We start from the raw sequence: 22,019 nt of genomic DNA, 5'->3' as shown, positions 1-22,019 counted from the left end.
ACATGCTTCGACACATGAGAATTGCGGCCGTCGGTCTCGCCCTTGTGGCTGCGGCCATCTCGTCCGTGCGCGCGGCGGAGGTTACTTTCGACGATACCGCGCGCTTCCTCGCAGGCATGCAGCCTTCGGCGGACTCGCCGCTGGTGGCGCTCACCAGGGATCCGTCCTGGCAGCATCACGCAAAATTCTTCGACGGCGCCTTCGCCCAGCTCGAGCAGCGGCAGCTATCGAAGATCCGGAGCTGGTCGGACGTCAATCTCGCCGCCCCGCGGCCGACCATGTTCTATTTTTTCAGCGGCCCGGATTTCCTTTACGCCAACGCCTTCTACTCCAAGGCCAGTACCTATGTGCTCGGTGCGCTGGAGCCGGTTGGCGCGGTACCCGATCCGACGAAGCTGTCGCGCGGCTCGGTTGACGCCGCGCTCTACAACGTCGAGCGTTCGCTCGGCTCGATCCTGAGTTTCTCCTTCTTCATCACCAAGCAGATGAAGGTCGACCTGCACAGCAACCAGGTCAACGGCACCTTGCCGATCCTCTACGTCTTCCTGGCGCGCTCCGGCAAAACGATCCGCAATGTCGAGATGGTTGCGCTCGATGACAAGGGCGGGGTGCATACCGGTAACGACAATCCGGGGCCGAACGCCACGCGGGGCGTCCGCATCACCTTCGCAGGTCCCGACGGCGAGGCGCGAACGCTGTATTATTTCTCGACCGATCTTTCCAATTCCGGCGCGCGTGCCGCCGGCTTCCTGAAATTCTGCGAGACGCTCGGGCCCGGCAACAGCCTGCTCAAGAGCGCGTCGTATCTCCTGCACGCGGGCAATTTCAGCGTTGCCCGCGACTGGCTGCTCGCCAACAGCGCGACCATCATCCAGGACGATTCCGGCATTCCGCTCGCCAATTACAATCCGCGGCAATGGCGTTTCTTCCCGTTCGGCCGCTATCTGGGGCCGATCAACGAATTCCCCGGCCGCTATCAGGAGCGTTATGCCGAACTGTTCGTGGGCGCCCAGCCGATCGATTTCGGCGTCGGTTATCGCTGGCGAATGCACGAGTCGAATCTGCTGCTGTCGGTGAAAATTGCGGGGAATGAGGCTGCACCTGCTGCGGAGACGGCCTCGTCAACTGAACCGGCGCCGAAGCCGGCGCGGCCCAGGCGACCGCGTCCGCCCGAGCCGATCCCGCCGCCGCCGGGACGTTTCTTCTGGTTCCGCTAGCTACCAGTGCACGCTCTGGCTCGGCACGATGAACGCTGTCGTGCTTGGCGGCGTGGCAAGGCTTGAGGCCAGATACCATCCAGAGCCGACGACGAGGACCAGCAGCGCGATGATCGCGAGCATGTCGACCGTCCTGGGATCGTGGTCCCTTGGATTAAAACTGGGATGTGAACCAGGCCTGAAGTGAAAATGAGGGCTGATTTTCCAGCGCATTGTTGTTTCCTCCCGTGGGAGCATCACAACAATGCGAGGTGGTAGTTCCTGTTCCGCTCGGGGCAGCGATGCGCAAAGCACTGCAGCAACGTTAGACGGCATTGACGCCGCGCCAGCGCCCATAACGCCACGGAAGGTACCAGCGCGCGCTTTGCGGTGCGGCGAGTGGCACGTTGTCGATGCCCGAGGTGCCGAACGGATTACAGCGCAACAGGCGCGCGAGCGTCATCCAGCCACCCGCCCATAGTCCGAACCGTTCGATCGCCTCATCGCCGTACACGGAGCACGTTGGCAGATGGCGGCAGTTGTAGCCGACCAGCGGCGACAGCGTGTGCCGGTAGAGCCAGATCAACGCGCGACCGAATCTGCGCGGCAGTCGCAGTGCTCCGACCAGAGGAGCGGAACATTGCTCGCAGGTTGAGTGCTTCATGGGCGCTCTGCCGACATTCTGTGCGAGGTGTTGCACGGTTCCGGCGCAGGGAACAGCAAGCTGTTGTTTCTGCGCCATATTTTGCATGCTTTTTGGGAGCAGTGCAGCAAGACTCTGTGGACGAGCTGTATTCCCCCGGATACCCTTTTTAGGACAGTCATGAAAACATACGACTGTATGATCGACTCATCGAGTGCGAAGCGGGGATAGTCGCGCCAATGGGCTTGGGGAAGGGATCATTTTGAAACTTCTGAAGTCGCTCAATCTTCGGGGCTGGTTGCTGGTTGGAACCGCCGCCTGTGGTGTCGTGTTGGCAAGCGCCGCCGCGACCTTCGGTTCCTCGGCCAGCGCGGGCGCCACGCTCGAAGAGCGCAAGCTGCCGATGAAGTTTGGCTGGGTTGCCTGCGAGCCCAATTGCCGGGGCTGGGTTAGCGCGGTCGGCATCATCACCGCAGATACGCCGAAGGATTTCGACGACTTTGCCCGCGGACGCCAGCTCGGCGGCGCGACGGTTGTCCTCGACTCCAGCGGCGGTTCCGTCAACGACGCGATCACGCTCGGCCGGCGCTTCCGCAATCTCGGCCTTCTCACCACAGTCGGCATCACGCAGAAGAGTGGGCCGGGCGTCCGCCCCGCCGTCGCCTCGGAAGCCTATTGCGAATCCATGTGCGTGTTCCTGCTGCTGGCCGGCAAGAAGCGCTATGTGCCTGATGCGGCCCATGTCCGCGTCCATCAGATCTGGATGGGTGACCGCGCCGACGACGCCAAGGCAGCGAGCTACAGCGCGCAGGATTTGATGATCGTGGAACGCGATATCGGCCGGCTCGCCAAATACACCTTCGACATGGGCGGAGCGGGAGACCTGCTGTCGCTGGCGCTCAACGTGCCGCCGTGGGAGGATCTGCACGAGCTCGACACTGCCGAGTTGAAGCTGACCAATCTCGTGACGACGAACCTCGTGACCGACGTGTTGCCGCATGTGGACGTCACAACGCCTGCGATTGCCGAGCTTGCGCCGAAGACGCAGGCGAGGTTCGGCGGGGAGCCGCAGCCCGCAAAGTCCACCCAAACGGCGGAAGCCATGGTCCCGACCGGTGGCGTGGCGGCACCAGCGGCGGCGCCGCAGAAGTAAGAGCTTCAGCCTCGCTTTAGTCCTGGGCAGGGGCCGGCTGCTTCGCCTTGGCCTCGATCTGACCGATCGCATCCACCACGGCATCGAAGGTCAGGAGCGTCGAGGCGTGGCGCGCCTTGTAGTCGCGGACCGGCTCGAGGAACTTGATGTCTTCCCATTTGCCTTGAGGAGGCGCACCATTCTCCTTCAGCATCTTGCGAACGGTTTCGCGTAACTCACGGAGTTCGCTCGCAGTCGAGCCGACCACATGACTTGCCATGATGGATGAAGAGGCCTGGCCGAGCGCGCAGGCCTTTACGTCGTGTGCGAAATCGGTGACGGTGTCGCCATCCATTTTGAGGTCGATCTTCACCGTTGAACCGCACAGTTTGGAGTGGGCGGTGGCGGTGGCATCGGCGTTCGCCAGCCGTCCGAGGCGCGGAATATTACCGGCCAGCTCAATGATCCGCTTGTTATAGATGTCGTTCAGCATGTGACGGCGCCCAACACTTACCTGTCGGATCGGCCTTGGCGGGGGCCGTCCAGGGTCTTATATAGGGTCGGAACTGGCGGAAAAACAGTCCGGCGGTGCGTCGGTGGGTGATCCAGATCTGCGCTGCCGGCGTCCTTGCCAGGGGACCCCCCTTTCGCCAAATAACTGTTCTCTTCAGGCGCCCGGCGGTTGTCCGCCCCGTCTGCCGGTGACACTCCGGCCGTAAGGCCGTCGAACGGAGTAGACATGGACGCTGCAATCAAATCCATCCGCCCCGGCAAGCCCTCCGACCGGCAGCCCGAGAGCCGCCCGCCCGAGCTTGATCCGTCCGAGTTCCTCGCGGCCGCCGTCCGCGCCGACCAGCCGCGCCCCGCGCGTGCCGAGGCGGAAGCCGCCGTGAAGACGCTGCTCGCTTATATCGGCGAGAACACCGGGCGGGAGGGCCTGCTCGATACGCCGCGCCGCGTGGTCGAGGCTTTCGACGAGCTCTATCAGGGCTACCACCAGTGCCCGGCCGAGGTGCTCGATCGCACCTTCGGCGAGACCGCCGGCTATGATGACTTCGTGCTGGTCCGCGACATCGAATTCACGTCGCAATGCGAGCATCACATGATGCCGTTCTACGGCAAGGCGCACATTGCCTACACGCCGGTCGAACGTGTTGTCGGTCTGTCGAAGCTGGCGCGCCTGACCGACATCTTCGCCCGCCGACTCCAGACCCAGGAGCATCTGACGGCGCAGATCGCCGCCGCGATCGACGAGATCCTGAAGCCCCGCGGCGTTGCCGTCCTGATCGAGGCCGAGCATACCTGCATGTCGGTACGCGGCGTCGCCAAGCATGGCGCCTCGACCTTCACCAGCCGCTACACCGGCATGTTCCGCGACAATCCCGCGGAGCAGGCCCGTTTCCTGTCCATGGTGCGAGGCCTGACGCGCTGACCTCGCGAATAACCGGCGAGATTTGTCGTGTCCGCCCACTCTCATGAGATCGAGGAAGGTCTCACCTTCCTTCCAAAGTTCGATGCCAGCGGCCTCGTGACCTGTGTGGCGACCGACATCGTCACCGGTGACGTGCTCATGGTCGCCCACATGAACGACGAGGCGCTCCGTAACACCATTGCAACCGGCGAAGCCTGGTACTTCAGCCGCTCGCGCAACGCCTTGTGGCGAAAAGGTGAGACCTCGGGTCAGACCCAGCGCGTGGTCGAGATACGCACCGATTGCGACCAGGACGCCGTCTGGATTCGCGTCGAGCAGATCGGCGCGGCCTGCCACACCGGCCGTCGGTCCTGTTTCTATCGCAAGGTCGAGGCCGAGGGCGGCGGGTCGAAGCTCGTCTTCGTCGATGCTGGCAGGCTGTTCGATCCGAACGCGGTCTACAAGAAATAGCTCGCAGCTGCGGCAAGCCCCCGGAATGACGGCGGTCGCCGAATTAACCCCGCATTAACCATAACTGTCCCACGGTGGGACCATCAGGCGTCCGAATTGCCGGCGCCGCTCATACGCCGCGCGGGCCGGTCACGCCATCATGTCGGTCGACAATTCCACTGCCTCGCAGACGGCCGCAACCGAAGGTGCGCGGCGTGTTGCCGGCGCGATCAAGCAGGCCGCGAGCCAGACCGGCGTCAGCTTCGAATACATGCTGACCACCGCCAAGATGGAATCGGATTTCGATCCCTCGGCCGGCGCCACCACCTCGTCGGCCCACGGCCTTTTTCAGTTCATCGACCAGACCTGGCTGGGCACGGTGAAAGAGGCGGGCACCCGGCTCGGTTATGGCAACTATTCCGACGCGATCACCAGGACGTCGTCAGGTGGTTACACCGTCGACGATCCGTTCATGAAGCGATCGATCATGAAGCTGCGTGATGATCCCGAGGCCGCATCCAGCATGGCGGCGGCGCTGACGCAGTCCAACAGCTTCAAGCTCACCGGTCTGCTCGGCCGCAGGCCGTCCGACAGCGAACTCTACATGGCGCATTTCATGGGCGTCGGCGGCGCGGCGAAACTGATCGCCAACGCGGAGGACAATCCGCAGGCCGTCGGTGCGCGGCTGTTTCCCAACGCCGCATCATCCAACCGGTCGATCTTCTACGCCAGGGATGGCCGCGCACGCAGCGTCTCCGAAGTCTATTCGGTGCTGAATGCGCGCTACGCCAGCGCGGCCAATGCCAAGGCCACGCGCAGCGCCATGGCGATGTACGGCGATACGCCGTCGACGACGCAGGTCGCCGCCGCCAACGGCGTGCAGCCCACCGCGCCGATGGTCGATAGCGCCGCCTATCTCCAGGCCTTGCCGGATGCACGCGGCGTCGCGCCGGTGGGCGCGACATCCTCGGCAACGGTCGCAGACAATACGCCGACGGCACCCGCATTCCGCTCGATCTATCAGCCCGGCGATGCGACCCAGCCGGTCTCGACGACGGTGCAGAAACTGTGGGGCAACAACGCCTCGCTCATATCCGTTGCCTCGGCGACGCCCGACGTGCGCCCGCCGCAACCGCTCGATCTCTTCAGCGATCGCAGCGGCACGTTCTCGAGCTAGCGCGTACCGCGCCGTTCGGCAGCTTCCAGCCCTTAATAAATCATCAATAAAACCAGCCAGTTATGGTGAACGCTTTGTTAAGCGTCGTAGTTTATTTTGTGTTGCAGGTGACAAGCCGTCACCGCTTCGTTTTTCGTTGCGTAAGCCGGAAGCACCATGATTGTTCGGCAGTTCATCCATTGGATCAGGACCGCGCCAGCCGGTGAGCGGGCGGAGGCAACACGGGCATTGGCCCGGGCCTGGCTGATCTCTGACCTTTCCCCCGACGATCGCGTCGCCGCCGAAGGGGCGCTGCTGATGCTGCTCGACGATCCCTCGCCGCTGGTGCGGCAGGCGATGGCCGAGGCCTTTGCGCGCAGCGCCGATGCGCCGGCGTCGATCGTGCGGGCGTTGTCGGCGGACCAGCCGACCGTGGCGCTGCCCGTACTCGAACACTCGCCGCTGCTGATCGATGCCGATCTCGTCGACATCGTCGCGACCGGTAACGACGACGTGCAATGTGCGGTCGCCCGGCGCATCGCGTTGCCGGTCTCGGTCTGCGCCGCCATCGCCGAAGTCGGCTGCGCGGCCGCCGCGCTGGAGCTGATCGAAAATCCCAACGCCGAGCTCGCACCGTTCTCCTGGAATCGCATCGTCGAGCGCCATGGCCATCTCGCGGCCATCCGCGAGGCAATGCTGGTGCTGGACGACATTCCGGCCGCCACGCGTGCTGCGCTGGTGGCAAAGCTCTCCCAGACGCTGGCGCAGTTCGTCGTGGCGCGGAACTGGCTGAGCGCCGACCGTGCCGAGCGCATGACATCAGAGGCGCGCGACCGCTCCACCATCAATATCGCGGCGCGCTCACGCGGCGACGATATGCAGGACCTCGTCAAGCATCTGCGTATCACCGGCCAGCTCACCGCAGGCTTGATCCTGCGCGCCTTGCTGTCGAGCAATCTCGACCTGTTTGACGCCGCGCTCGCCGAACTCGCCCAGCTGCCGCTGGCGCGGGTCTCCGCGCTGCTGCACGACCGCGGCGGCAACAGCCTGCACGCGCTGCTTCGCCGCGCCGGATTACCCGAGACGACGTTCGCAGCATTCCAGGTGGCGCTCGATGCCTGTCACGAGCAGGGCTTTGCCGACAGCGACGATACGGCGGTCCGGCTGCGCCGGCGCATGGTCGAGCGCGTGCTCACCCATTGCGAGACCGATCGCGGCGCGACCGAGCCGCTGATGGTCCTGCTGCGCCGCTTCGCAACGGAGTCCGCGCGTGAAGAGGCGAGGCTGTTCTGCGACGAGCTGGTCGCGGATGATGCCATCGATCCCTTGTATGACGATCTGATCGCGGCGTAGCTCGAGCTGAAACCACAAATTCCGTCATTGCGAGCGCAGCGAACCAATCCAGACTGGTTCCCGCGGGGGGATTCTGGATTGCTTCGCTGCGCTCGCAATGACGAGAGGAAAGAGCGGAGTTAGCTACTCCGCCGGCACGATGCTCGGCGCCATGATTATTTCGAGGTGCTCGGGACGGTCGCGGTTGACGTCGGCGAGGTAATCGTCGGCGACCTTGCGCAGGCGACGGCTGAGCTCGGCGGAGACGCTGATGCTGTCGAGCCTGGTGTTCTCGTGCACGATGGCGAGGATCGCGTTGACGTGGTGCGTGAACAGCTCGGCCGGCACCTTCTCGATATCAGGCGCGTGCTCGATGACCCGGCACAGGCTTTCGGCCACACCCGCCGCAGCCGGAAAGCCGAACGTGGCGGCGTCGCCCTTGATGTCGTGCGCCGCGTGAAACAACTCGTCGCGCCGTGCCTTGGTGAACCCGTCGTTGCGGATGGCGACATAGGCTGCCGAGAGCCGATTGACCTCGGTCGCCATCCAGTCCTTGAACTCGCCGGCAAGGCCCGCCAGCGCCTGCTCGGCGCGGCCGACCGGATCGTCCATGTCTTTCTCTTCGACCCGACGCAAAACTTTACGCAGCGGGTTGGGTTGCGTGATGACATGGTGCGTGGCGAAGGCCTTGACGTCGATGTCTTTCGCGCTGTTCTTCGCCATGATGCCTGCCTCGTCGTAGGAGACGTTGCGCTAGATGGAAGAGCGGGCCTTGTCGAGCAGAGAAGGCTGCTGGAGCACCTCGTGCTTTTCGCCGACGCGGCGCTCCGGGCCCATATAGGCCGAGTTGGTGTTGCGGCGCCGGTCCGGGCCGAAATAGGTCTTGGTCTTGATGAAGGGCCGGGGACTGGCGACCACGTTGAGGATACGTTGATAGAGGCCCTTGGCCGAGATCGGCTTGGCCAGGAATTCGGTGACGCCGGCATCGCGCGCGACGGTGACGCGGCGCTTCTCGGAGTGACCCGTCAGCATGATGATCGGTGCGTAGGGGTTGCCCTTGGATTCCGGCTGCCGGATCATCTGTGCGAGTTCGAGCCCGTCGAAGATCGGCATTGCCCAGTCGGTAATGACGATGTCGGGCACGTAATGGCTGTACATTTCCAGCGCGGTGGCGCCGTCCTCGGCTTCGTAGACCTCGCGCGCGCCGAACGAATGCAGCAGCGTCCGCAGGATGCGGCGCATGTGCGGATTGTCGTCGCAGACGAGAAAGCGCAGCTTGTTGAAGTCGATGCGAAACATGACGCCCGGGCCAAAGCGGTCAACCTTCGTTAACCATATCGCGCCGAGGGTTAACGAAGCGTTGCGACCGGGCCCCCGGCAGGGTGCCGGCTGGGCGGTTCAGGCGCCGAATTGCTCGCGGAGGATACGCTCTTCCAGGCTGTGGCCTGGATCGAACAGCATCCGCATCGAAATCGTCCGGTCGGCAAGCACCTCGACGCGGCGGACATCGCGCACCTCGTCGTGGTCGGCGACCGCGGCGACCGGGCGCTTGTCCCCTTCCAGCACCTCGATCACGACGTAGGCCGTGTTGGGCAGCAGCGCGCCGCGCCAGCGGCGGGGGCGGAAAGCGCTGATCGGCGTCAGCGCCAGCAATGCGGCGTTGATCGGCAAGATCGGGCCCTGCGCAGACAGATTGTAGGCTGTCGAGCCGGCCGGCGTCGCCACCATGATGCCGTCGGCGATCAGCTCAGCCATGCGTTCGCGCTCGTCGATCAGGATACGCAGGCGCGCCGCCTGGTAGGTCTGCCGGAACAGCGCGACCTCGTTGATGGCATGATACAGGTGAACACGATCTTCGACGTCGGTCGCGCGCATCAGCAGCGGATTGATCTCGGATTCCTGCGCAGCTTCCAGCCGGGCGCGCAAGTCGACCGTCGAGTATTCGTTCATGAGGAAGCCGACCGTGCCGCGGTGCATGCCGTAGATCGGCTTTCCCGTATGCATGTGCTGGTGCAGCGTCTGCAGCATCAACCCGTCGCCGCCGAGCGCCACCACGACGTCGGCTTCGTTCGGCGCGCAATTGCCATATTGCTCGGTGAGCTGGCCGAAGGCGGCCTGTGCTTCGCTGCCCGGGCTGGCGACGAAGGCGATCCGGTCGTATCGCGATGGCTTGGTCATGGCTCCCAGGCAGGTGTTCGCAGGCTCGAGAAAATTCCACCGAGGTCGTCTATACGACCTTGGCCTGCATTGTCGAGGATCACGGCCCGACAAAGCAATCGCTGATGTCGTGGAGGCGCCGTGGTTGCGGACAAAAGCCGGGCCAATGGGCGGGGGGCGCCCATCCAGGGCCCTCGATCCCCCAAACCGTCGTAATCGGCGGCTAAATCGGCGACAGACGCGCCGCGAGCAGGGCAGGGGAGAACAGGCATGGTCATGAGGTTGTCTTTGCTGCGCCGGACGAGACTGGTGCTGGCGCTGTCGCTTTTCGCGCTCGCAGGCCCAGCGCGCGCCGACGATCCGCCGCAGTCGCGCAGCGAGGCGGCGGCGCCCGCTGGACAAAAGGGCGGGCGCGCCGGCAACGCACAGAATGCGACGCAGGTTTCGGCTTCCGATCGTCGTCTGCCCGCGGATTCGACGACCAAGCAGACCCTCAATCTGCCCGGTCGAACGCTCAACTTCGCTGCGACCGCTGGCTCAATCCGCGTGTTCGACGACAAGGGCGATCCGCTGGCCGACATCGCCACCACGTCTTACGAACTCGACTGCGCCGATCGCGGCACGCGCCCGGTGACGTTCCTGTTCAACGGCGGGCCCGGCGCCTCGTCGGCGTGGCTTCAGTTCGGCGCTGTCGGGCCGTGGCGGCTGCCGCTGGATGGCGAGGGGCTGGCGCCATCGGCCTCGCCTGAGGTGAAGCCGAACGCGGAGACCTGGCTCGACTTCACCGACCTCGTTTTCATCGATCCCGTCGGCACCGGTTACAGCCGCGTCCTGGCGAGCGGCGAGGATGCGCGAAAACGGTTCTATTCGGTCGACGGTGACGTCAATTCAATAGCGCTCGTGATCCGCCGCTGGCTCGAGAAGCACAACCGGCTGACCTCGCCAAAATACGTTGCTGGCGAGAGCTATGGCGGCATTCGCGGGCCAAAGGTCGTGCGCCAGCTGCAGCTTCAGCACGGCGTCGGCGTCAGGGGATTGATCCTGGTGTCGCCATTGCTTGACTTCCGCGAGTTCACGGGGACGAGCCTCCTGCAATATGTCGCGACATTGCCGAGCTATGTGGCGGTGGCGCGCGAAGCCAAGGGACCGGTCAAGCGCGCGGATCTCGCCGATGTGGAGGCTTATGCGCGCGGCGAATTTTTAGCCGATCTCGTCAAGGGCGAGGCGGACAGGGATGCGACCAATCGCCTGGCCGACAGGGTCGCCGAGCTCACCGGCATCGATAAGGCGGTGAGCCGCAGGCTCGCCGGCCGCTTCGACGTCGGCGAATTCCGCCGCGAGCTCGACCGCAAGAATGGCATGGTAACCGGACGCTACGATGCTTCGGTGCGCGGTCTCGATCCCTATCCGGATTCGAGTAGCTCGCGGTTCGGCGATCCCTCGGGCGATGCGTTGCAGGCGCCGCTGACGAGCGCGGCGGTCGACGTTCTGACGAGAAAACTCAACTGGCGGCCCGATGGCTCCTATGAGGTTCTCAACGGCTCCGTCGAGCACAACTGGGATTTCGGCGGCGGCATCAACCCGCCGCAATCGCTGTCGGAGCTGCGCCAGATCCTCGCGACCGATGCGAAGCTGAACGTGCTGGTCGCTCACGGGCTATTTGATCTCGCCACGCCCTATTTCGGCACCCAGCGAGCGCTCGATCAACTGCCGGCGTTCGCGACGTCGCGCGTGAAGTTCGTCGTCTATCCCGGCGGTCACATGTTCTATTCGCGCAACGGCTCGCGGCAGGCGTTTCGCAGCGAGGTCGAGGCGTTGATCAGGGAGTAGGGCGTTTCCTGCGTGATGGATGGCGGCGCGCCATCTCGGGGCAAGGCTAGCCGGGAAGGCAGAACGGGCACAACCGTTAAGGTCGTGCCCGTTGGCGCCGTGCAAGTCCGATTGTCTCAGTAGACCAGCGTCGCGCCGGTCGGCTTGTCGAGCGCAGCGGCGAGCGAGCGATACTCGGAGCTGTCGATGCCAGCGAGCGAGGCGATCTTGTTCAGATGGTACTGCGCCTGCTCGCGGTTGCCCTGCTCGAGCTGCCAGAGGCCGTAATACTGCCAGGTGCGAACGTGGTTCGGATCGTCCTTCAGCGCGATCTCGTAATAGATCTTCGACGACTGGTAGTCGCCGAGCTTGCGATACGAGTAGCCGATCAGGTTGGCAACGTCAGCGACGTCGTCGCGGTTGAGCTGCTTCAGCTGGCCGATCGCATCCGTATAGTCATGCTTGTCGTAGATCGTGGTGTAGGCGGTGCGATAGGCCGCCAGGAATTTGGGATCGCTGACGGAGGAGCTCTTCTTCTTGCCCTTCTTGGTCGAGGTGTCCGACTTCGGTGGCGAGGAGGGCTCGTCACTCCCCGCCGCATAGGCGCTGGTCAGAGCCGGCCCGGCCGCCAAGCTCATGGCGACAAGTCCCGGCACAAGAAGCGTTGAGAGTTTGCGCATAAAAGTTCTCCCGTATGGAACGTGGCGATCCTACACGATTGCCCAAAGACCGGAACACCCGGCCGGCAAAAACATTCCCGGCCGCCCCCGGCCGAATTCCGGGCAAAGATGACAAACTTGTCATCCAGATGAACGGAAGCTGGCCATGCGCTTCAGAACGGGTTCAGCGCGCGCCATCTAGGCTCTCCTCCATGATCGAAGAGTTGGCGAGAGGGCGCCGCCTCAAGATCTTCCCAAGAGGAGACCACCATGTTGAAGACCATTTCCGCAGCCTTGCTCGCAGCTTCCGTCATCGCAGCCCCGGCCTTCGCCGCTGAAGCCGGCAAGACCACGACGACAGCGCCGGTGATCAAGGCGGACCAGACGCAGAGCAAGATCTCGACCAGTGCCGTCAAGCCCGACGCGAAGACCGCCGACATCAAATCGGGTGCAAAGGCCGATGTGAAGGCTGATGCCAAGGTCGATACCAAGACCAAGGCGATGAATGCGAACGCCGCGGTCACGCCCGACGAGCACAAGATGGTGCGGACGCATCGCCATCACCACAAGCATCTGTCAGCCAAGAAGTCGCTGAAGACGCAGTCGGGTCTCACCAAGCCGGTGACCACCGAGAAGCGCAGCTAACCTCTGATCCTGGCGAGACGGCATCCCTGGCATTGCCCCGTCGTCTCCCGTGGAGTTCAGGCCCGGCCCGTTCGTCATGCCTGGCGCGAAAGCGCGAGGTGCTGGCGGCGGGCCGGTGCGCTGTCTGCAAGCTGGTGGAAGCGAATTCCCTTTGCGCAACCTTGGGGCTAGAACATCTTCCGAAGCGGGTGGCAGGAGAGTTTGATTCCTTGGGGCGATTGGCGAAACGCGCGGCGATCCTGGTGCTGCCTTTGGCGCTCACCGCCTGTGGCAGTGATGGCGACCGACCGTCCCTGATGGAGGGCACCCAGGCCGGAGGGCCTCAGCCGTTTCCCGACAATTTTCGTGGCGATGCGCTGGCCCTGATGCGCAGCTATGTCAACAACCCCGTCGGTGTGCGCGACGCCAGCATGGCCGATCCGGTGCTGCGGGAAGTCGGTGGCCGGCAGTTCTATGTCAGTTGCCTGCACTTCACGCCGCGGGAGACCGACGGCAGCTACAAGACGATGCGCGAGCGCGCCATCATCTACGTCAATGGCCGGGCCGATCGCGTCATCGAGCACGCCAGCGAGCTCTGCGCCGGTGCGGTTTACGCACCCTTTCCGGAACTGGAAAAGATGACGCGATAGCGCAAAGCCCACCTTCACCTGGTGGTGCTAGGAGATCAGCCGCCGGAGCCGCTGCATCACGTTTTGGCGAGCTTTGAACGAGCTGCTTTTGCTTCGCGACAGATTGTGGCGGCAAGACCCGTGCGGACGAAAATTTGGTCTGTGGTGCGGTCGTGACGGAACAAAATCGCGATGTTGCCGCTCTGTCACAGTCACGAACGATCAACGTTCCGGCATTGCCGCGAAGCAACCCAATTCACGCCACGTTGTTTCCCGAGTGTCGTAAATGAAAGAACGGGGATAGCCATGAAAGCGATTTTGCTCGGTGCAGCAGCTCTGCTCGCGCTGGCCGGACCGGCGGCCGCAGCCGACATGCAGCCGCGCACCTACACCAAGGCTCCGGCCTACACGCCGCCGCAGGTGATCTACAACTGGACCGGCTTCTACATCGGCGGTCATGTCGGCGGCGCCTTCGCCGGCGACACCACCTTCCGATCCAGCGACGCCCGGTTCATGGGCGGCGTGCAGGGCGGCTTCGACTATCAATTCGCGCCCAATTGGGTCTTGGGTATCGAGGCCCAGTATTCCTGGCTGCCGACCAACAACAACGGTGTCACGTTCCCGCTGGGCACGCAGGTGACCTCCAACACCGACCAGCTCGGCTCGGTGACCGGCCGCATCGGCTACACCTGGGGTCCGACGCTGCTCTACGCCAAGGGCGGCTACGCCTGGCGCAATGGCGGCCTCGGCGTCAATATCGCCGGCGTGCCGCAGACCTTCACCGCCACGGGCAACAACAAGGACGGCTACACCGTCGGCGCCGGCCTCGAATACATGTTCGCGCCGAACTGGTCGGCCAAAGCCGAATACCAGTATTATAATTTCGGCAACACCACCTTCACGTCGGGTCCGGCCGACATCGTCGGCGTCCGCGGTCGGGACGACGAGCATACCGTCAAGGTCGGTGTGAACTACCGTTTCGGCTGGGGCGGTCCCGCGGCCTCTCATTACTGAGCCGACCGGACGAGCACGACAACGATTTGAGAAAGGCCGGCTTCCCGCCGGCCTTTCGTTTGGCCGAGTTGTTTGGATTGCGTGAACCATCTGGCGCGTCATTTGCAGGCGAACAGTCCGGCGCGCGCTTTCTCAGGCGTGTCATGGGGATCGAGTAAAGCAAAAATAATTTTTGCGGCTTACGGAACTCGCGCTCTGGAAAGCGTTATTACTGAATTGCCGGGCTGGTGGGACAACGGACATGCGTATGTTGGCGTCGCTGGTGGTGGTCTCATGCTTGATCGCCGTGCCGTGTTCTGCCCAAACAATCCTCAAATCCGAGCCGCTGATGTTGGCACCTTACGAGGTCGCCTTCGTGAAGGACGCCTCCTGTCCGCCCGGCAAGGTACTGAAGGTGACCGGGGCGATCCGCGGGCTGCACCGCCGCAAGGCCTGTGTCGCGATGGCGGGTGAGCAGGCCTCTCTGGCCATCGCGCCTCTGCCAGACCTTACGAATTGAGCAGAAGCTCCATCCCGGATTCCCGGTCGGCGTCCGCCTTGTTCTGGGCGGGGTCCTCGCCTTGGGCGGCCCGGCAGGATTTGATCTCGTAGTCGTTGTCGAGCACCCTTCGCGGACCGGGCCGCTCATCGTCGGTGCCGATGTCCACGACCAGGCCGCTCCGTTGCGCGAGCTTCCAGACGTCGGCTTCATCCGGATAAGCTTTGCTGATCTGGCTGTCGTTGCAGAACAGGGCGTAGGGCATGCTTTCTGCTCCGGAAAGCGCGTTAACGGCTTCACCGGTCGAGCGGTTCCGGTTCGATCACGGGGCCGTGATGAGGCCGGTGATGCGGTTCAGTTTCAGCCGGGCCCTGAGTCCTTAACGAGTCCTGAATCCCAAGAAAAAGAAACTTAGGGACTCATTTGGCGGAATCAGCGGATGTTTCCGGCCATGACGACCGACCTGAAAACCTGCTGCGGGCACATGCTCCTGCCACTGACGCTGGGACTATTCAGCGCCTGCGCGGCTAATCTCTGGCTGGTTTGGTCTTGGCTGTAAGGTCTTGGCACGAAGGTGTCGGCTCCAAGGTCTTTGGGGCCGCGAGGCGGCAGCCTCACTTGTCGGCTTCCGGACGGAGGGAAGGGTCACTGATCGCGGCGCGGAGCCTGCTTAGGGTCGCCGCACAATATTCCTCACGCTCGCGCTCGAAGCGCTCCTGATGCTGTCTGAAGCTGGCGATACGTGCCTGCATCTCGCTGCGGAAATCGTCGCCGCGCCGGGGCGGAGGTACAGGAAAGGGCTGCGGCGCCGCTTCGGCCTCCTGCGGCTCGACCGCGGCGGTCGCCGGCTCGGCGGAGACGAACTTCGCCGCCAGGACCGGCGTAGCCGGAGCGTTATTCCGCTGACGGAGATCGTCCTTCTTGCCGGACACCGATTGCACGAAGGCCAGTGTTTGCGCGATCAGTGCGTCGCGCTCCCTGATCCACTTCATGATCCACCACCCTGTTGGCGCTATTCCACCAAAGCCGAGGCCGCGAATCAAGCACGGTGCGAGCCAGGGGGGTTGCATATTTTTCCCGGACGTCTGACATTGGACCGATGGACTCCACGGCCGACCCGTCAAACGAAGCGCAGGGCCTGCGGCTCGTGCGCGCCTTTCTGTCACTCCCGCCGGAGAAGCGGGCGCGGGTGATCGCCTTCGTCGAGGATCTGGTGCGCGCTCAAGCCCGGACCGATGACGGCCACGAGGTCTCCCGGGATCGCTAGTGCGGGCGCGAATGGCCGTTTGCGGATCGCAGAACGCCTTGTAAGTAGGCTCAAGCTTACGCCAGCCTTACTGACGTGCCTGACTGGGTATTTTCCCCTAATGGCATTCACGACATTTTCTATCAAATGTTAATTTTCTTCGGTTCCAATGCGGGCAGTGGGAGTTCCACTGCTGGAACCAAGCGTTTGAAGGCGGCTGCGATGAGCATTTTGAATAACTTGAAGATCGTATTGAAAGTTGGGCTGATCGTGACGGTGATGGGCATTTCCCTGCTTGCGGTTGCCGCCTTTGCCATTCGCGAGCTGTCGGCGACGGTCGACGGCTTCAGCGAAGTCACAGCGATGCAGTCTGCTTCCCTCAACCTCATACGCGCCCAGCGCCGTATCGAGACCTATCACGCCGCGCTCTATGCCGTGTTCACCGAGACGACCGAGGCTGGCAACGCCAATCGCCTCAGAATCGCGGACCAGAACCGCGATGAAATCGGCCAATATCTGACCGCTGCGGAGCAGGACGAGCCGGCGCGCGCGGCCGAAACGAGGAGCGTCGGCGAGCAGTTGAAGGCCGTCTTTGCGGGCTGCGATCCGGTGCTCCAGGCCGGCGCGGCCGCGCGTACCCCGGACGACAATGTCAAGGCGGCTGATCGTGCTCACAAGGAGTGTGACCCGCTGATCGATGCGGCCCTTGAACGCGTTGCCAAGTTCACGCACACGGCCAAAGCCGTGACCCAGCGCAAGGAAGCCATCGAGGGCGAGGCCAAATCCGCGATCTGGACCGTATTGAGCGTCAGCGCCGGCGGCCTGATCATCGGCATCGCAATCGCGCTCTTCATCGGTCTCGTGGCGATGTCCCGGCCGATCGCCCGGCTCAAGCTCGCGATGGAGGGCCTGGCGCGCAATGATCTGAAGACCGAAGTGCCCGAGAAAGACCGCCGCGACGAGATCGGCGAGATGGCCAAGACGGTCGAGGTGTTCAAGACCAACGCGATCGAGGTCGAGCGGCTCAAGGCCGCGCAGGTGGAAGCCGAGAGGCAGGCCGCCGAGCAGCGCCGCCGCGACATGGTCAACCTCGCCGATGGCTTCGAGCGCGCGGTCGGCGAGATCATCGATACTGTCGGATCTGCCTCCACCGAGCTCGAGGCGTCGTCCTCAACGCTGGCCAGCACCGCGCACCGCGCCCAGGAGCTGACCTCCGTCGTCGTGGTCGCCTCGGGCGAGGCCACCAGCAACGTCCAGTCGGTTGCGACCGCCACGGAGGAATTGTCGTCTTCGGTCAACGAGATCAGCCGGCAGGTGCAGGAATCCGCGCGGATGGCGAGCGAAGCCGTCAACCAGGCCCGCGCCACCACCGACCGCGTCAGCGAGCTCTCGATCGCGGCGACGCGGATCGGCGACGTTGTCGAGCTGATCAACACCATTGCGGGCCAAACCAATCTGCTCGCTCTGAATGCCACCATCGAGGCGGCGCGCGCCGGTGAGGCCGGCCGCGGTTTTGCCGTCGTCGCCTCCGAGGTGAAGACGCTGGCCGAGCAGACCGCGAAAGCGACCGGCGAGATCAGCCAGCAGATCTCCGGCATCCAGAACGCCACCCAGGAATCGGTGACGGCGATCCGCGACATCTCCGCCACCATCGAGCGGCTGTCGGAGGTGTCCTCGACCATTGCCGCAGCCGTCGAGGAGCAGGGCGCCGCAACCCAGGAAATCTCGCGCAACGTGCAGCAGGCCGCGCACGGCACCCAGCAGGTCTCGACCAACATCACGGACGTCCAGCGCGGCGCGGCCGAGACCGGCTCGGCGTCCTCGCAGGTGCTCTCGACCGCGAAGATGCTGGCGACCGACAGCACCCGGCTGAAGGACGAAGTCGGCAAATTCCTGCGGACCGTGCGCGCGGCCTGAGCCCGCTCGATGTCCAAAGTCCGGCGGCCTCGTGCCGCCGGCACGCCGCAGATTCTGTTGCGGCAGCAGCGCTGCTACCTCATGTTGTACTCTGATCCAATCTGTGGTCAGTAGCCGTCCCGCGATGCGAGCGGCCAACTCCTTTCCCGAGGGTGGTGCAATGAGCGAGGATGTCGGCGACGGCTGGAGCGCCTCTGCGGCCGCCTGGATCGTCGAGCAGGGTGAGGATGGTGACTATGGCCGCCGGTGCGTGCTTGATGCGCCGATGCGGGCGCGCATCGAAGGACGCGGCTTCCGCCGTGCGTTGGACGTCGGCTGCGGCGAGGGCCGCTTTTGCCGGATCATGCAGCGCGCAGGCATCCGCACCACCGGTATCGATCCGACCGATGCGCTGCTCGCGCGCGCCAAAGAGCTCGACCCCGATGGCGATTACCGGCTCGGCCGTGCCGAGACGATGGAGGTCGATGGGAATTTCGATCTCGTCGTCAGCTATCTCAGCCTGATCGACATGCCCGACCTCGCGGCTGCGATCGCGAAGATGGCGGCGGCGCTGCGGCCTGGCGGCACATTGCTGATCGTCAACCTGACGAGCTTCAACACCGCAGGCCAGCCCGACGGCTGGACGCGCGACGGCGAAGGCGTCGCACGTTTTTCGATCGATCACTACATGGACGAGCGGCCGATCTGGGTCAGCTGGAGCGGCATCCGTGTCCAGAACTGGCACCGTCCACTCAGCACCTATATGACCCTGCTGCTCGATCAGGGCCTCCAGTTGCGCCTGTTCGTTGAACCACAGCCCACGGCAGGCGATCCCGCGAGGATCGCCAGTCATCGCCGCGTGCCGTATTTCCACATCATGGAGTGGCAGAAGCCGGCTTGAGCCGATCGATTCAGGCAGCGAGTTTGGCCTGGAAGAACCGCGTGACACGACCGATCGCATCCTGAGCCATCGGATCGGTCTCGGAGAAGTCAAAGCCGTGGGCCTTGCCGGGGTAGGGTACGAATTCGGTCTCGGCGCCGACGGACTTGCCGATCGCGACCAGCTGCCGACCTTGCTCGATCGGGACGTTCTTGTCGGCTTCGCCGTGCAGCGCGATCAGCGGCGGCAAGTGCTTGACCTTGGCGGCCATGGCCTTGGGCATCCCGCCATACAGCACGGCGAGTGCGGCGGTGCGCGTGTCGCGCGCGGCGGCCGCGGCGGCGACGTAGCTGCCCAGCGAAAAGCCGAGCAGGCCGACGCGCCCCGAACAATCGGACCGACCGAGGACGGTCGTCACTGTCGCAGCGACCGTATCGGCCCATCCGTCGTACCGCGTCGTCTCATAGGCTTCGCGGATCTTATGCGAGGTGGACGTCAATGCGGCCATGTCGTCCGCCGTCATGTAGCGGAGAAAATAGGTATCGATGCCCTTTGCCGTCAGTGCATCTGCATATCGCTCATAGGCGCGGGGCCTGATCTCGATGCCGCGGGCGCCGTGCAGCGCGATCACGGCGGGACGCTTTCCCTCGGCGGTCGCTGCATAGCGCGACACCAGCAAGCTGTCCTGGCCGCTTGTGACCTCGAACTGCTCGGCCGGCGCGCCGCGTGCGGGGACTGGGGACAGCAGTGCTGCGAAAGCGGCCAGAGCCGCGCGTCGGCTGATCATCTGCGGGCTCGCAGGAGAAACGTTGTCCGATGTGACTGCTTCGCGTCTATATTGCCCTTGCGACATTTCCCGGAGCTCGCTCTTTAAAGCGAGCTTACATTGCTGGGCGTTCAATGTGAGTCTATGTTTCAACGACAAACTTGTCGCGATGGGCAAGAAATGCGGTTTCGAACTCTCGGACGTTTCGATCGCCTGGACGCTGGCTCGTCTGACTCGCGAAGCATATGCCAGATACCGTGGCTCGGCACACGACCAGCCTTGCTCTTGCGAGATGCGTCAATGCTTTTCCGGATCCTTCGCGTGCATCGGGGACGATTGTCGCGCTCCGGGACCTTGATGCACGCGGACTGCCTTCGCCGTCAGTGGCTCGCCACATTCTGAGCAGATCATGACTGGGTCGAACATTTTGTGGCAGCTCTTGTGTTCGTGCAGCAACGGACGCCCACGCGAATCGACCATATGGACGTTGCCCCAGTGCACGATTGACATGATGATCGGATATAGGTCGAGACCCCTCTGCGTCAGGATATATTCGTAGCGCTTCGGCGCTTCCTGATAGGGCGATTTGCGGAGCACGCCGAAGCGAACGAGCTTCTTAAGCCGGTCGGCGAGCAGGTGTCTGGTCACGCCCAGTGATGACTGGAATTCGTCAAATCTGCGGACCCGAAGAAAGCATTGGCGCAGGATAAGCAGGCTCCAGCGGTCGCCGATGACCGCCACAGTGCGCGCCAGCGAGCACGGCTCCTCTTCGAGGGCATCCCATTTCATCAGCGACTCCAACGAATCTACGGCTTCCGAAAATAAATTCTAAAACAGAACTCACTAAATTTCAATAGGATGCCGCATTCCCAGCAGGCCCGATGCGATTGAATGATGATTATCATATTGACAGTTCTAAAATAGAACTTTAGGACTCGTCGCACGATAAATCGGGCGAGCGGCAATCGCCGCCTTTAAAGGGAAGGGCGTTTCCATGGCAGCTCCGCTCAAGGTCGAGTTTCATTTCGATTTCGGGAGCCCTAACGCCTACCTGGCCGAGCTCGTGCTGCCCGCGATCGAGCGGCGAACGGGAGTCAAGTTCGATTACGTGCCGGTGCTGCTTGGCGGCGTCTACAAGGCGACCGGGAACATGTCGCCGGCGGAGTCGCTGCGGGGGATCAAGAACAAGCCGGAATACAATGCGCTCGAGACCGAGCGTTTCCTGCGGCGCCACAACATCACTAAATTCAGGATGAACCCGTTCTTCCCCGTGAATACGCTCGCGCTCATGCGCGGCGCCGTGGCGGCCGAATTCGAGGGGGTGTTCGAGCCCTATTTCCGCGCGGCATATCATCACATGTGGGTCGAGCCCAAGAAGATGGACGACACGCAGGTGTTTCGCGATGCGTTCCTGTCATCCGGGCTGGATATCGATCGCATCGCGGCGCGCGCTCAGCAGGACGACGTCAAGAAAAAGCTGATCGAGAATACCAGCAACGCCGTGGCCCGCGGCACCTTCGGTTCTCCAACGTTCTTCGTCGGCAACGAGATCTATTTTGGCAAGGACAGCCTGCGCGACGTCGAGGGCGAAATCCTCGCGCAATCAGCCGCGCAACAGCAAAAGAGCGCCTGACGGTGCGTAGCCGCGAGAAAGAACTGAGCCCGTAAAGGGCCTGTCAACGGGAGGTGTCATCGGCGAACTGGCATCAGACTGCGACAACCCACAAGCTGGCGGAATCGCTCCGAAATTGAGGCCGGGCGAGATCGCTTCAACTTCAAAGGCAGGAGAAGTCACATGCAGAAGAGAAACAGGACGGTTGCGGTGATCGGCGCCGGTGACTTCATTGGCGGCGAGATCGCCAAGAAATTCGCCGCTGAAGGCTTCACGGTGTTTGCAGGCCGTCGCAACGGCGACAAGCTCGCGCCGCTCGTCAAGGACATTGAAGCTGCCGGCGGCGAGATTCACGCCCGCTCGCTCGACGCGCGCAAGGAGGATGAGATCATCTCCTTCCTGAACGACGCGGACAAGCACGCTCCGCTTGAGGTCTGCATCTTCAACATCGGTGCCAACGTCAATTTCCCGATCCTGGAGACCACTGAACGCGTGTTCAGAAAGGTCTGGGAAATGGCCTGCTATTCCGGCTTCCTTGCCGGACGCGAGGCGGCGCGGCTGATGCTGCCGCGTGGTGAGGGCAACATCTTCTTCACGGGCGCGACTGCGAGCTTGCGCGGCGGTTCCGGCTATGCCGCTTTTGCCAGCGCCAAGTTCGGGTTGCGAGCGGTTGCGCAGGCGATGGCCCGTGAACTCGGGCCGAAGAACATCCATGTCGCCCATCTTATCATCGACTCGGGCGTCGATACTGAATGGGTACGGCAGCGCCGGCTCGAAGCGCTCGGCCCCAATGCATTGGACAATCCGGACTTTCTGATGCCACCCGCCTCGGTGGCGACGTCGTATTGGCAGCTCTATCAGCAGCCCAAGAGCGCCTGGACGTTCGAGCTCGAGATCCGTCCGTTCGGCGAGAAGTGGTAAGAGGGGAG

General features: G+C 63.5%; 27 protein-coding genes. 16 read left to right on the top strand and 11 right to left on the bottom strand.

Annotated features, from left to right (window positions below):
- The first annotated feature begins 2 nt into the window (after positions 1 to 2).
- Complete coding sequence (locus BM222_RS12600; RefSeq protein WP_092228566.1) at positions 3 to 1,217, top strand: hypothetical protein; 1,215 nt, start codon at positions 3 to 5, stop codon at positions 1,215 to 1,217.
- On the opposite strand, the gene BM222_RS12595 is transcribed toward BM222_RS12600, so the two are convergent.
- Positions 1,218 to 1,430 carry a hypothetical protein gene (locus tag BM222_RS12595; RefSeq protein WP_092228565.1) on the bottom strand — a complete coding sequence of 71 codons (213 nt, stop codon included), beginning with the start codon at positions 1,428 to 1,430 and terminating at the stop codon, positions 1,218 to 1,220.
- Between the two features lie 91 nt (positions 1,431 to 1,521).
- Entirely contained in the window at positions 1,522 to 1,860 is a 339-nt protein-coding gene (gene yidD / locus BM222_RS12590) for a membrane protein insertion efficiency factor YidD (RefSeq protein WP_092228564.1), read from the bottom strand.
- A 241-nt stretch (positions 1,861 to 2,101) separates the two neighbouring features.
- On the opposite strand from yidD, the gene BM222_RS12585 reads away from it, so the two are divergent.
- Positions 2,102 to 2,992: a COG3904 family protein gene (locus BM222_RS12585; RefSeq protein WP_244547103.1), complete on the top strand. Its 891-nt coding sequence runs from the start codon at positions 2,102 to 2,104 to the stop codon at positions 2,990 to 2,992.
- Between the two features lie 16 nt (positions 2,993 to 3,008).
- Here the strand turns inward: BM222_RS12585 and BM222_RS12580 are convergent, their stop codons facing one another.
- Positions 3,009 to 3,464, bottom strand: a complete 456-nt coding sequence (locus tag BM222_RS12580; RefSeq protein WP_092228563.1) for an iron-sulfur cluster assembly scaffold protein — start codon at positions 3,462 to 3,464, stop codon at positions 3,009 to 3,011.
- Between the two features lie 246 nt (positions 3,465 to 3,710).
- On the opposite strand from BM222_RS12580, the gene folE reads away from it, so the two are divergent.
- The 4 genes from folE to BM222_RS12560 all read left to right on the top strand — a co-directional run bounded on the left by folE (position 3,711) and on the right by BM222_RS12560 (position 7,341).
- On the top strand, positions 3,711 to 4,403 hold the full coding sequence (gene folE, locus BM222_RS12575; protein ID WP_092228562.1) for a GTP cyclohydrolase I FolE: 693 nt from the start codon (positions 3,711 to 3,713) through the stop codon (positions 4,401 to 4,403).
- Between the two features lie 27 nt (positions 4,404 to 4,430).
- Positions 4,431 to 4,853: a phosphoribosyl-AMP cyclohydrolase gene (hisI, locus tag BM222_RS12570; protein WP_092228561.1), complete on the top strand. Its 423-nt coding sequence runs from the start codon at positions 4,431 to 4,433 to the stop codon at positions 4,851 to 4,853.
- A gap of 139 nt (positions 4,854 to 4,992) precedes the next feature.
- Entirely contained in the window at positions 4,993 to 6,009 is a 1,017-nt protein-coding gene (locus tag BM222_RS12565; RefSeq protein WP_177243172.1) for a transglycosylase SLT domain-containing protein, read from the top strand.
- A 156-nt stretch (positions 6,010 to 6,165) separates the two neighbouring features.
- Positions 6,166 to 7,341, top strand: a complete 1,176-nt coding sequence (locus BM222_RS12560) for a DUF2336 domain-containing protein (RefSeq protein WP_092228559.1) — start codon at positions 6,166 to 6,168, stop codon at positions 7,339 to 7,341.
- A 123-nt stretch (positions 7,342 to 7,464) separates the two neighbouring features.
- Here BM222_RS12560 and BM222_RS12555 read toward each other — a convergent pair whose 3' ends face one another.
- The 3 genes from BM222_RS12555 to BM222_RS12545 form a co-directional block, all read right to left on the bottom strand.
- Positions 7,465 to 8,043: an Hpt domain-containing protein gene (locus tag BM222_RS12555; protein WP_092228558.1), complete on the bottom strand. Its 579-nt coding sequence runs from the start codon at positions 8,041 to 8,043 to the stop codon at positions 7,465 to 7,467.
- 30 nt (positions 8,044 to 8,073) lie between these two features.
- The gene (locus BM222_RS12550) at positions 8,074 to 8,619 is read right to left on the bottom strand and encodes a response regulator (RefSeq protein WP_008133731.1); all 546 of its coding nucleotides are present in this window, start codon (positions 8,617 to 8,619) and stop codon (positions 8,074 to 8,076) included.
- A gap of 99 nt (positions 8,620 to 8,718) precedes the next feature.
- Positions 8,719 to 9,498, bottom strand: a complete 780-nt coding sequence (locus BM222_RS12545; RefSeq protein WP_092228557.1) for an NAD kinase — start codon at positions 9,496 to 9,498, stop codon at positions 8,719 to 8,721.
- Between the two features lie 255 nt (positions 9,499 to 9,753).
- Here BM222_RS12545 and BM222_RS12540 point away from each other — a divergent pair, with 255 nt between their 5' ends.
- A complete protein-coding gene (locus BM222_RS12540; RefSeq protein ID WP_092228556.1) occupies positions 9,754 to 11,307 on the top strand; it encodes a S10 family peptidase in 1,554 nt (517 codons plus the stop codon).
- A 116-nt stretch (positions 11,308 to 11,423) separates the two neighbouring features.
- Here the strand turns inward: BM222_RS12540 and BM222_RS12535 are convergent, their stop codons facing one another.
- Positions 11,424 to 11,966 (bottom strand): tetratricopeptide repeat protein, encoded by a 543-nt coding sequence (locus BM222_RS12535; RefSeq protein ID WP_092228555.1) that lies wholly within the window; start codon positions 11,964 to 11,966, stop codon positions 11,424 to 11,426.
- Between the two features lie 249 nt (positions 11,967 to 12,215).
- Between BM222_RS12535 and BM222_RS12530 the strand changes: the two genes are divergently transcribed.
- The 4 genes from BM222_RS12530 to BM222_RS12515 all read left to right on the top strand — a co-directional run bounded on the left by BM222_RS12530 (position 12,216) and on the right by BM222_RS12515 (position 14,711).
- Complete coding sequence (locus BM222_RS12530; protein ID WP_092228554.1) at positions 12,216 to 12,590, top strand: His-rich protein BRANT; 375 nt, start codon at positions 12,216 to 12,218, stop codon at positions 12,588 to 12,590.
- A 209-nt stretch (positions 12,591 to 12,799) separates the two neighbouring features.
- Positions 12,800 to 13,219, top strand: a complete 420-nt coding sequence (locus BM222_RS12525) for a hypothetical protein (protein WP_244547102.1) — start codon at positions 12,800 to 12,802, stop codon at positions 13,217 to 13,219.
- Between the two features lie 285 nt (positions 13,220 to 13,504).
- Positions 13,505 to 14,212 carry an outer membrane protein gene (locus tag BM222_RS12520; RefSeq protein WP_177243171.1) on the top strand — a complete coding sequence of 236 codons (708 nt, stop codon included), beginning with the start codon at positions 13,505 to 13,507 and terminating at the stop codon, positions 14,210 to 14,212.
- 241 nt (positions 14,213 to 14,453) lie between these two features.
- Positions 14,454 to 14,711 (top strand): DUF6719 family protein, encoded by a 258-nt coding sequence (locus tag BM222_RS12515; RefSeq protein ID WP_092228553.1) that lies wholly within the window; start codon positions 14,454 to 14,456, stop codon positions 14,709 to 14,711.
- Here the strand turns inward: BM222_RS12515 and BM222_RS12510 are convergent.
- On the bottom strand, positions 14,701 to 14,955 hold the full coding sequence (locus tag BM222_RS12510) for a hypothetical protein (protein ID WP_092228552.1): 255 nt from the start codon (positions 14,953 to 14,955) through the stop codon (positions 14,701 to 14,703). The genes BM222_RS12515 and BM222_RS12510 overlap by 11 nt on opposite strands.
- A gap of 349 nt (positions 14,956 to 15,304) precedes the next feature.
- The gene (locus BM222_RS12505; protein WP_092228551.1) at positions 15,305 to 15,682 is read right to left on the bottom strand and encodes a hypothetical protein; all 378 of its coding nucleotides are present in this window, start codon (positions 15,680 to 15,682) and stop codon (positions 15,305 to 15,307) included.
- A gap of 107 nt (positions 15,683 to 15,789) precedes the next feature.
- On the opposite strand from BM222_RS12505, the gene BM222_RS41010 reads away from it, so the two are divergent.
- The 3 genes from BM222_RS41010 (at position 15,790) to BM222_RS12495 (ending at position 18,733) form a co-directional block, all read left to right on the top strand.
- On the top strand, positions 15,790 to 15,957 hold the full coding sequence (locus BM222_RS41010; RefSeq protein ID WP_177243170.1) for a hypothetical protein: 168 nt from the start codon (positions 15,790 to 15,792) through the stop codon (positions 15,955 to 15,957).
- A 201-nt stretch (positions 15,958 to 16,158) separates the two neighbouring features.
- The gene (locus tag BM222_RS12500; RefSeq protein WP_092228646.1) at positions 16,159 to 17,853 is read left to right on the top strand and encodes a methyl-accepting chemotaxis protein; all 1,695 of its coding nucleotides are present in this window, start codon (positions 16,159 to 16,161) and stop codon (positions 17,851 to 17,853) included.
- Positions 17,854 to 18,013: 160 nt separating this feature from the next.
- On the top strand, positions 18,014 to 18,733 hold the full coding sequence (locus BM222_RS12495) for a class I SAM-dependent methyltransferase (protein ID WP_092228550.1): 720 nt from the start codon (positions 18,014 to 18,016) through the stop codon (positions 18,731 to 18,733).
- Between the two features lie 10 nt (positions 18,734 to 18,743).
- Here BM222_RS12495 and BM222_RS12490 read toward each other — a convergent pair whose 3' ends face one another.
- Together BM222_RS12490 and BM222_RS12485 are read right to left on the bottom strand one after the other, a co-directional pair.
- Entirely contained in the window at positions 18,744 to 19,499 is a 756-nt protein-coding gene (locus tag BM222_RS12490) for a dienelactone hydrolase family protein (RefSeq protein ID WP_244547101.1), read from the bottom strand.
- Between the two features lie 276 nt (positions 19,500 to 19,775).
- Entirely contained in the window at positions 19,776 to 20,267 is a 492-nt protein-coding gene (locus tag BM222_RS12485) for a winged helix-turn-helix transcriptional regulator (RefSeq protein WP_092228549.1), read from the bottom strand.
- A 205-nt stretch (positions 20,268 to 20,472) separates the two neighbouring features.
- On the opposite strand from BM222_RS12485, the gene BM222_RS12480 reads away from it, so the two are divergent.
- Positions 20,473 to 21,111 carry a 2-hydroxychromene-2-carboxylate isomerase gene (locus BM222_RS12480; protein ID WP_092228548.1) on the top strand — a complete coding sequence of 213 codons (639 nt, stop codon included), beginning with the start codon at positions 20,473 to 20,475 and terminating at the stop codon, positions 21,109 to 21,111.
- A 162-nt stretch (positions 21,112 to 21,273) separates the two neighbouring features.
- Positions 21,274 to 22,011 carry an SDR family oxidoreductase gene (locus BM222_RS12475; protein ID WP_092228547.1) on the top strand — a complete coding sequence of 246 codons (738 nt, stop codon included), beginning with the start codon at positions 21,274 to 21,276 and terminating at the stop codon, positions 22,009 to 22,011.
- The last annotated feature ends 8 nt before the right edge of the window (positions 22,012 to 22,019 follow it).

Source organism: Bradyrhizobium sp. Gha, from assembly GCF_900113735.1.
Taxonomy (GTDB): Bacteria; Pseudomonadota; Alphaproteobacteria; order Rhizobiales; family Xanthobacteraceae; genus Bradyrhizobium.
Note: the sequence above shows the minus strand (reverse complement) of the source record. Positions and strands in the feature narration are given on the sequence as shown.

What these genes read in the sequence shown, in the direction of transcription:
- BM222_RS12600 (WP_092228566.1), top strand. Translation starts at nt 3, where the DNA reads ATGCTTCGACACATGAGAATTGCGGCCGTCGGTCTCGCCCTTGTGGCT.
- BM222_RS12595 (WP_092228565.1), bottom strand. Translation starts at nt 1,430, where the DNA reads ATGCGCTGGAAAATCAGCCCTCATTTTCACTTCAGGCCTGGTTCACAT.
- yidD (WP_092228564.1), bottom strand. Translation starts at nt 1,860, where the DNA reads ATGAAGCACTCAACCTGCGAGCAATGTTCCGCTCCTCTGGTCGGAGCA.
- BM222_RS12580 (WP_092228563.1), bottom strand. Translation starts at nt 3,464, where the DNA reads ATGCTGAACGACATCTATAACAAGCGGATCATTGAGCTGGCCGGTAAT.
- folE (WP_092228562.1), top strand. Translation starts at nt 3,711, where the DNA reads ATGGACGCTGCAATCAAATCCATCCGCCCCGGCAAGCCCTCCGACCGG.
- BM222_RS12565 (WP_177243172.1), top strand. Translation starts at nt 4,993, where the DNA reads ATGTCGGTCGACAATTCCACTGCCTCGCAGACGGCCGCAACCGAAGGT.
- BM222_RS12560 (WP_092228559.1), top strand. Translation starts at nt 6,166, where the DNA reads ATGATTGTTCGGCAGTTCATCCATTGGATCAGGACCGCGCCAGCCGGT.
- BM222_RS12555 (WP_092228558.1), bottom strand. Translation starts at nt 8,043, where the DNA reads ATGGCGAAGAACAGCGCGAAAGACATCGACGTCAAGGCCTTCGCCACG.
- BM222_RS12550 (WP_008133731.1), bottom strand. Translation starts at nt 8,619, where the DNA reads ATGTTTCGCATCGACTTCAACAAGCTGCGCTTTCTCGTCTGCGACGAC.
- BM222_RS12545 (WP_092228557.1), bottom strand. Translation starts at nt 9,498, where the DNA reads ATGACCAAGCCATCGCGATACGACCGGATCGCCTTCGTCGCCAGCCCG.
- BM222_RS12540 (WP_092228556.1), top strand. Translation starts at nt 9,754, where the DNA reads ATGAGGTTGTCTTTGCTGCGCCGGACGAGACTGGTGCTGGCGCTGTCG.
- BM222_RS12535 (WP_092228555.1), bottom strand. Translation starts at nt 11,966, where the DNA reads ATGCGCAAACTCTCAACGCTTCTTGTGCCGGGACTTGTCGCCATGAGC.
- BM222_RS12530 (WP_092228554.1), top strand. Translation starts at nt 12,216, where the DNA reads ATGTTGAAGACCATTTCCGCAGCCTTGCTCGCAGCTTCCGTCATCGCA.
- BM222_RS12520 (WP_177243171.1), top strand. Translation starts at nt 13,505, where the DNA reads ATGAAAGCGATTTTGCTCGGTGCAGCAGCTCTGCTCGCGCTGGCCGGA.
- BM222_RS12515 (WP_092228553.1), top strand. Translation starts at nt 14,454, where the DNA reads ATGCGTATGTTGGCGTCGCTGGTGGTGGTCTCATGCTTGATCGCCGTG.
- BM222_RS12510 (WP_092228552.1), bottom strand. Translation starts at nt 14,955, where the DNA reads ATGCCCTACGCCCTGTTCTGCAACGACAGCCAGATCAGCAAAGCTTAT.
- BM222_RS12505 (WP_092228551.1), bottom strand. Translation starts at nt 15,682, where the DNA reads ATGAAGTGGATCAGGGAGCGCGACGCACTGATCGCGCAAACACTGGCC.
- BM222_RS41010 (WP_177243170.1), top strand. Translation starts at nt 15,790, where the DNA reads ATGGACTCCACGGCCGACCCGTCAAACGAAGCGCAGGGCCTGCGGCTC.
- BM222_RS12500 (WP_092228646.1), top strand. Translation starts at nt 16,159, where the DNA reads ATGAGCATTTTGAATAACTTGAAGATCGTATTGAAAGTTGGGCTGATC.
- BM222_RS12495 (WP_092228550.1), top strand. Translation starts at nt 18,014, where the DNA reads ATGAGCGAGGATGTCGGCGACGGCTGGAGCGCCTCTGCGGCCGCCTGG.
- BM222_RS12490 (WP_244547101.1), bottom strand. Translation starts at nt 19,499, where the DNA reads ATGATCAGCCGACGCGCGGCTCTGGCCGCTTTCGCAGCACTGCTGTCC.
- BM222_RS12485 (WP_092228549.1), bottom strand. Translation starts at nt 20,267, where the DNA reads ATGAAATGGGATGCCCTCGAAGAGGAGCCGTGCTCGCTGGCGCGCACT.
- BM222_RS12480 (WP_092228548.1), top strand. Translation starts at nt 20,473, where the DNA reads ATGGCAGCTCCGCTCAAGGTCGAGTTTCATTTCGATTTCGGGAGCCCT.
- BM222_RS12475 (WP_092228547.1), top strand. Translation starts at nt 21,274, where the DNA reads ATGCAGAAGAGAAACAGGACGGTTGCGGTGATCGGCGCCGGTGACTTC.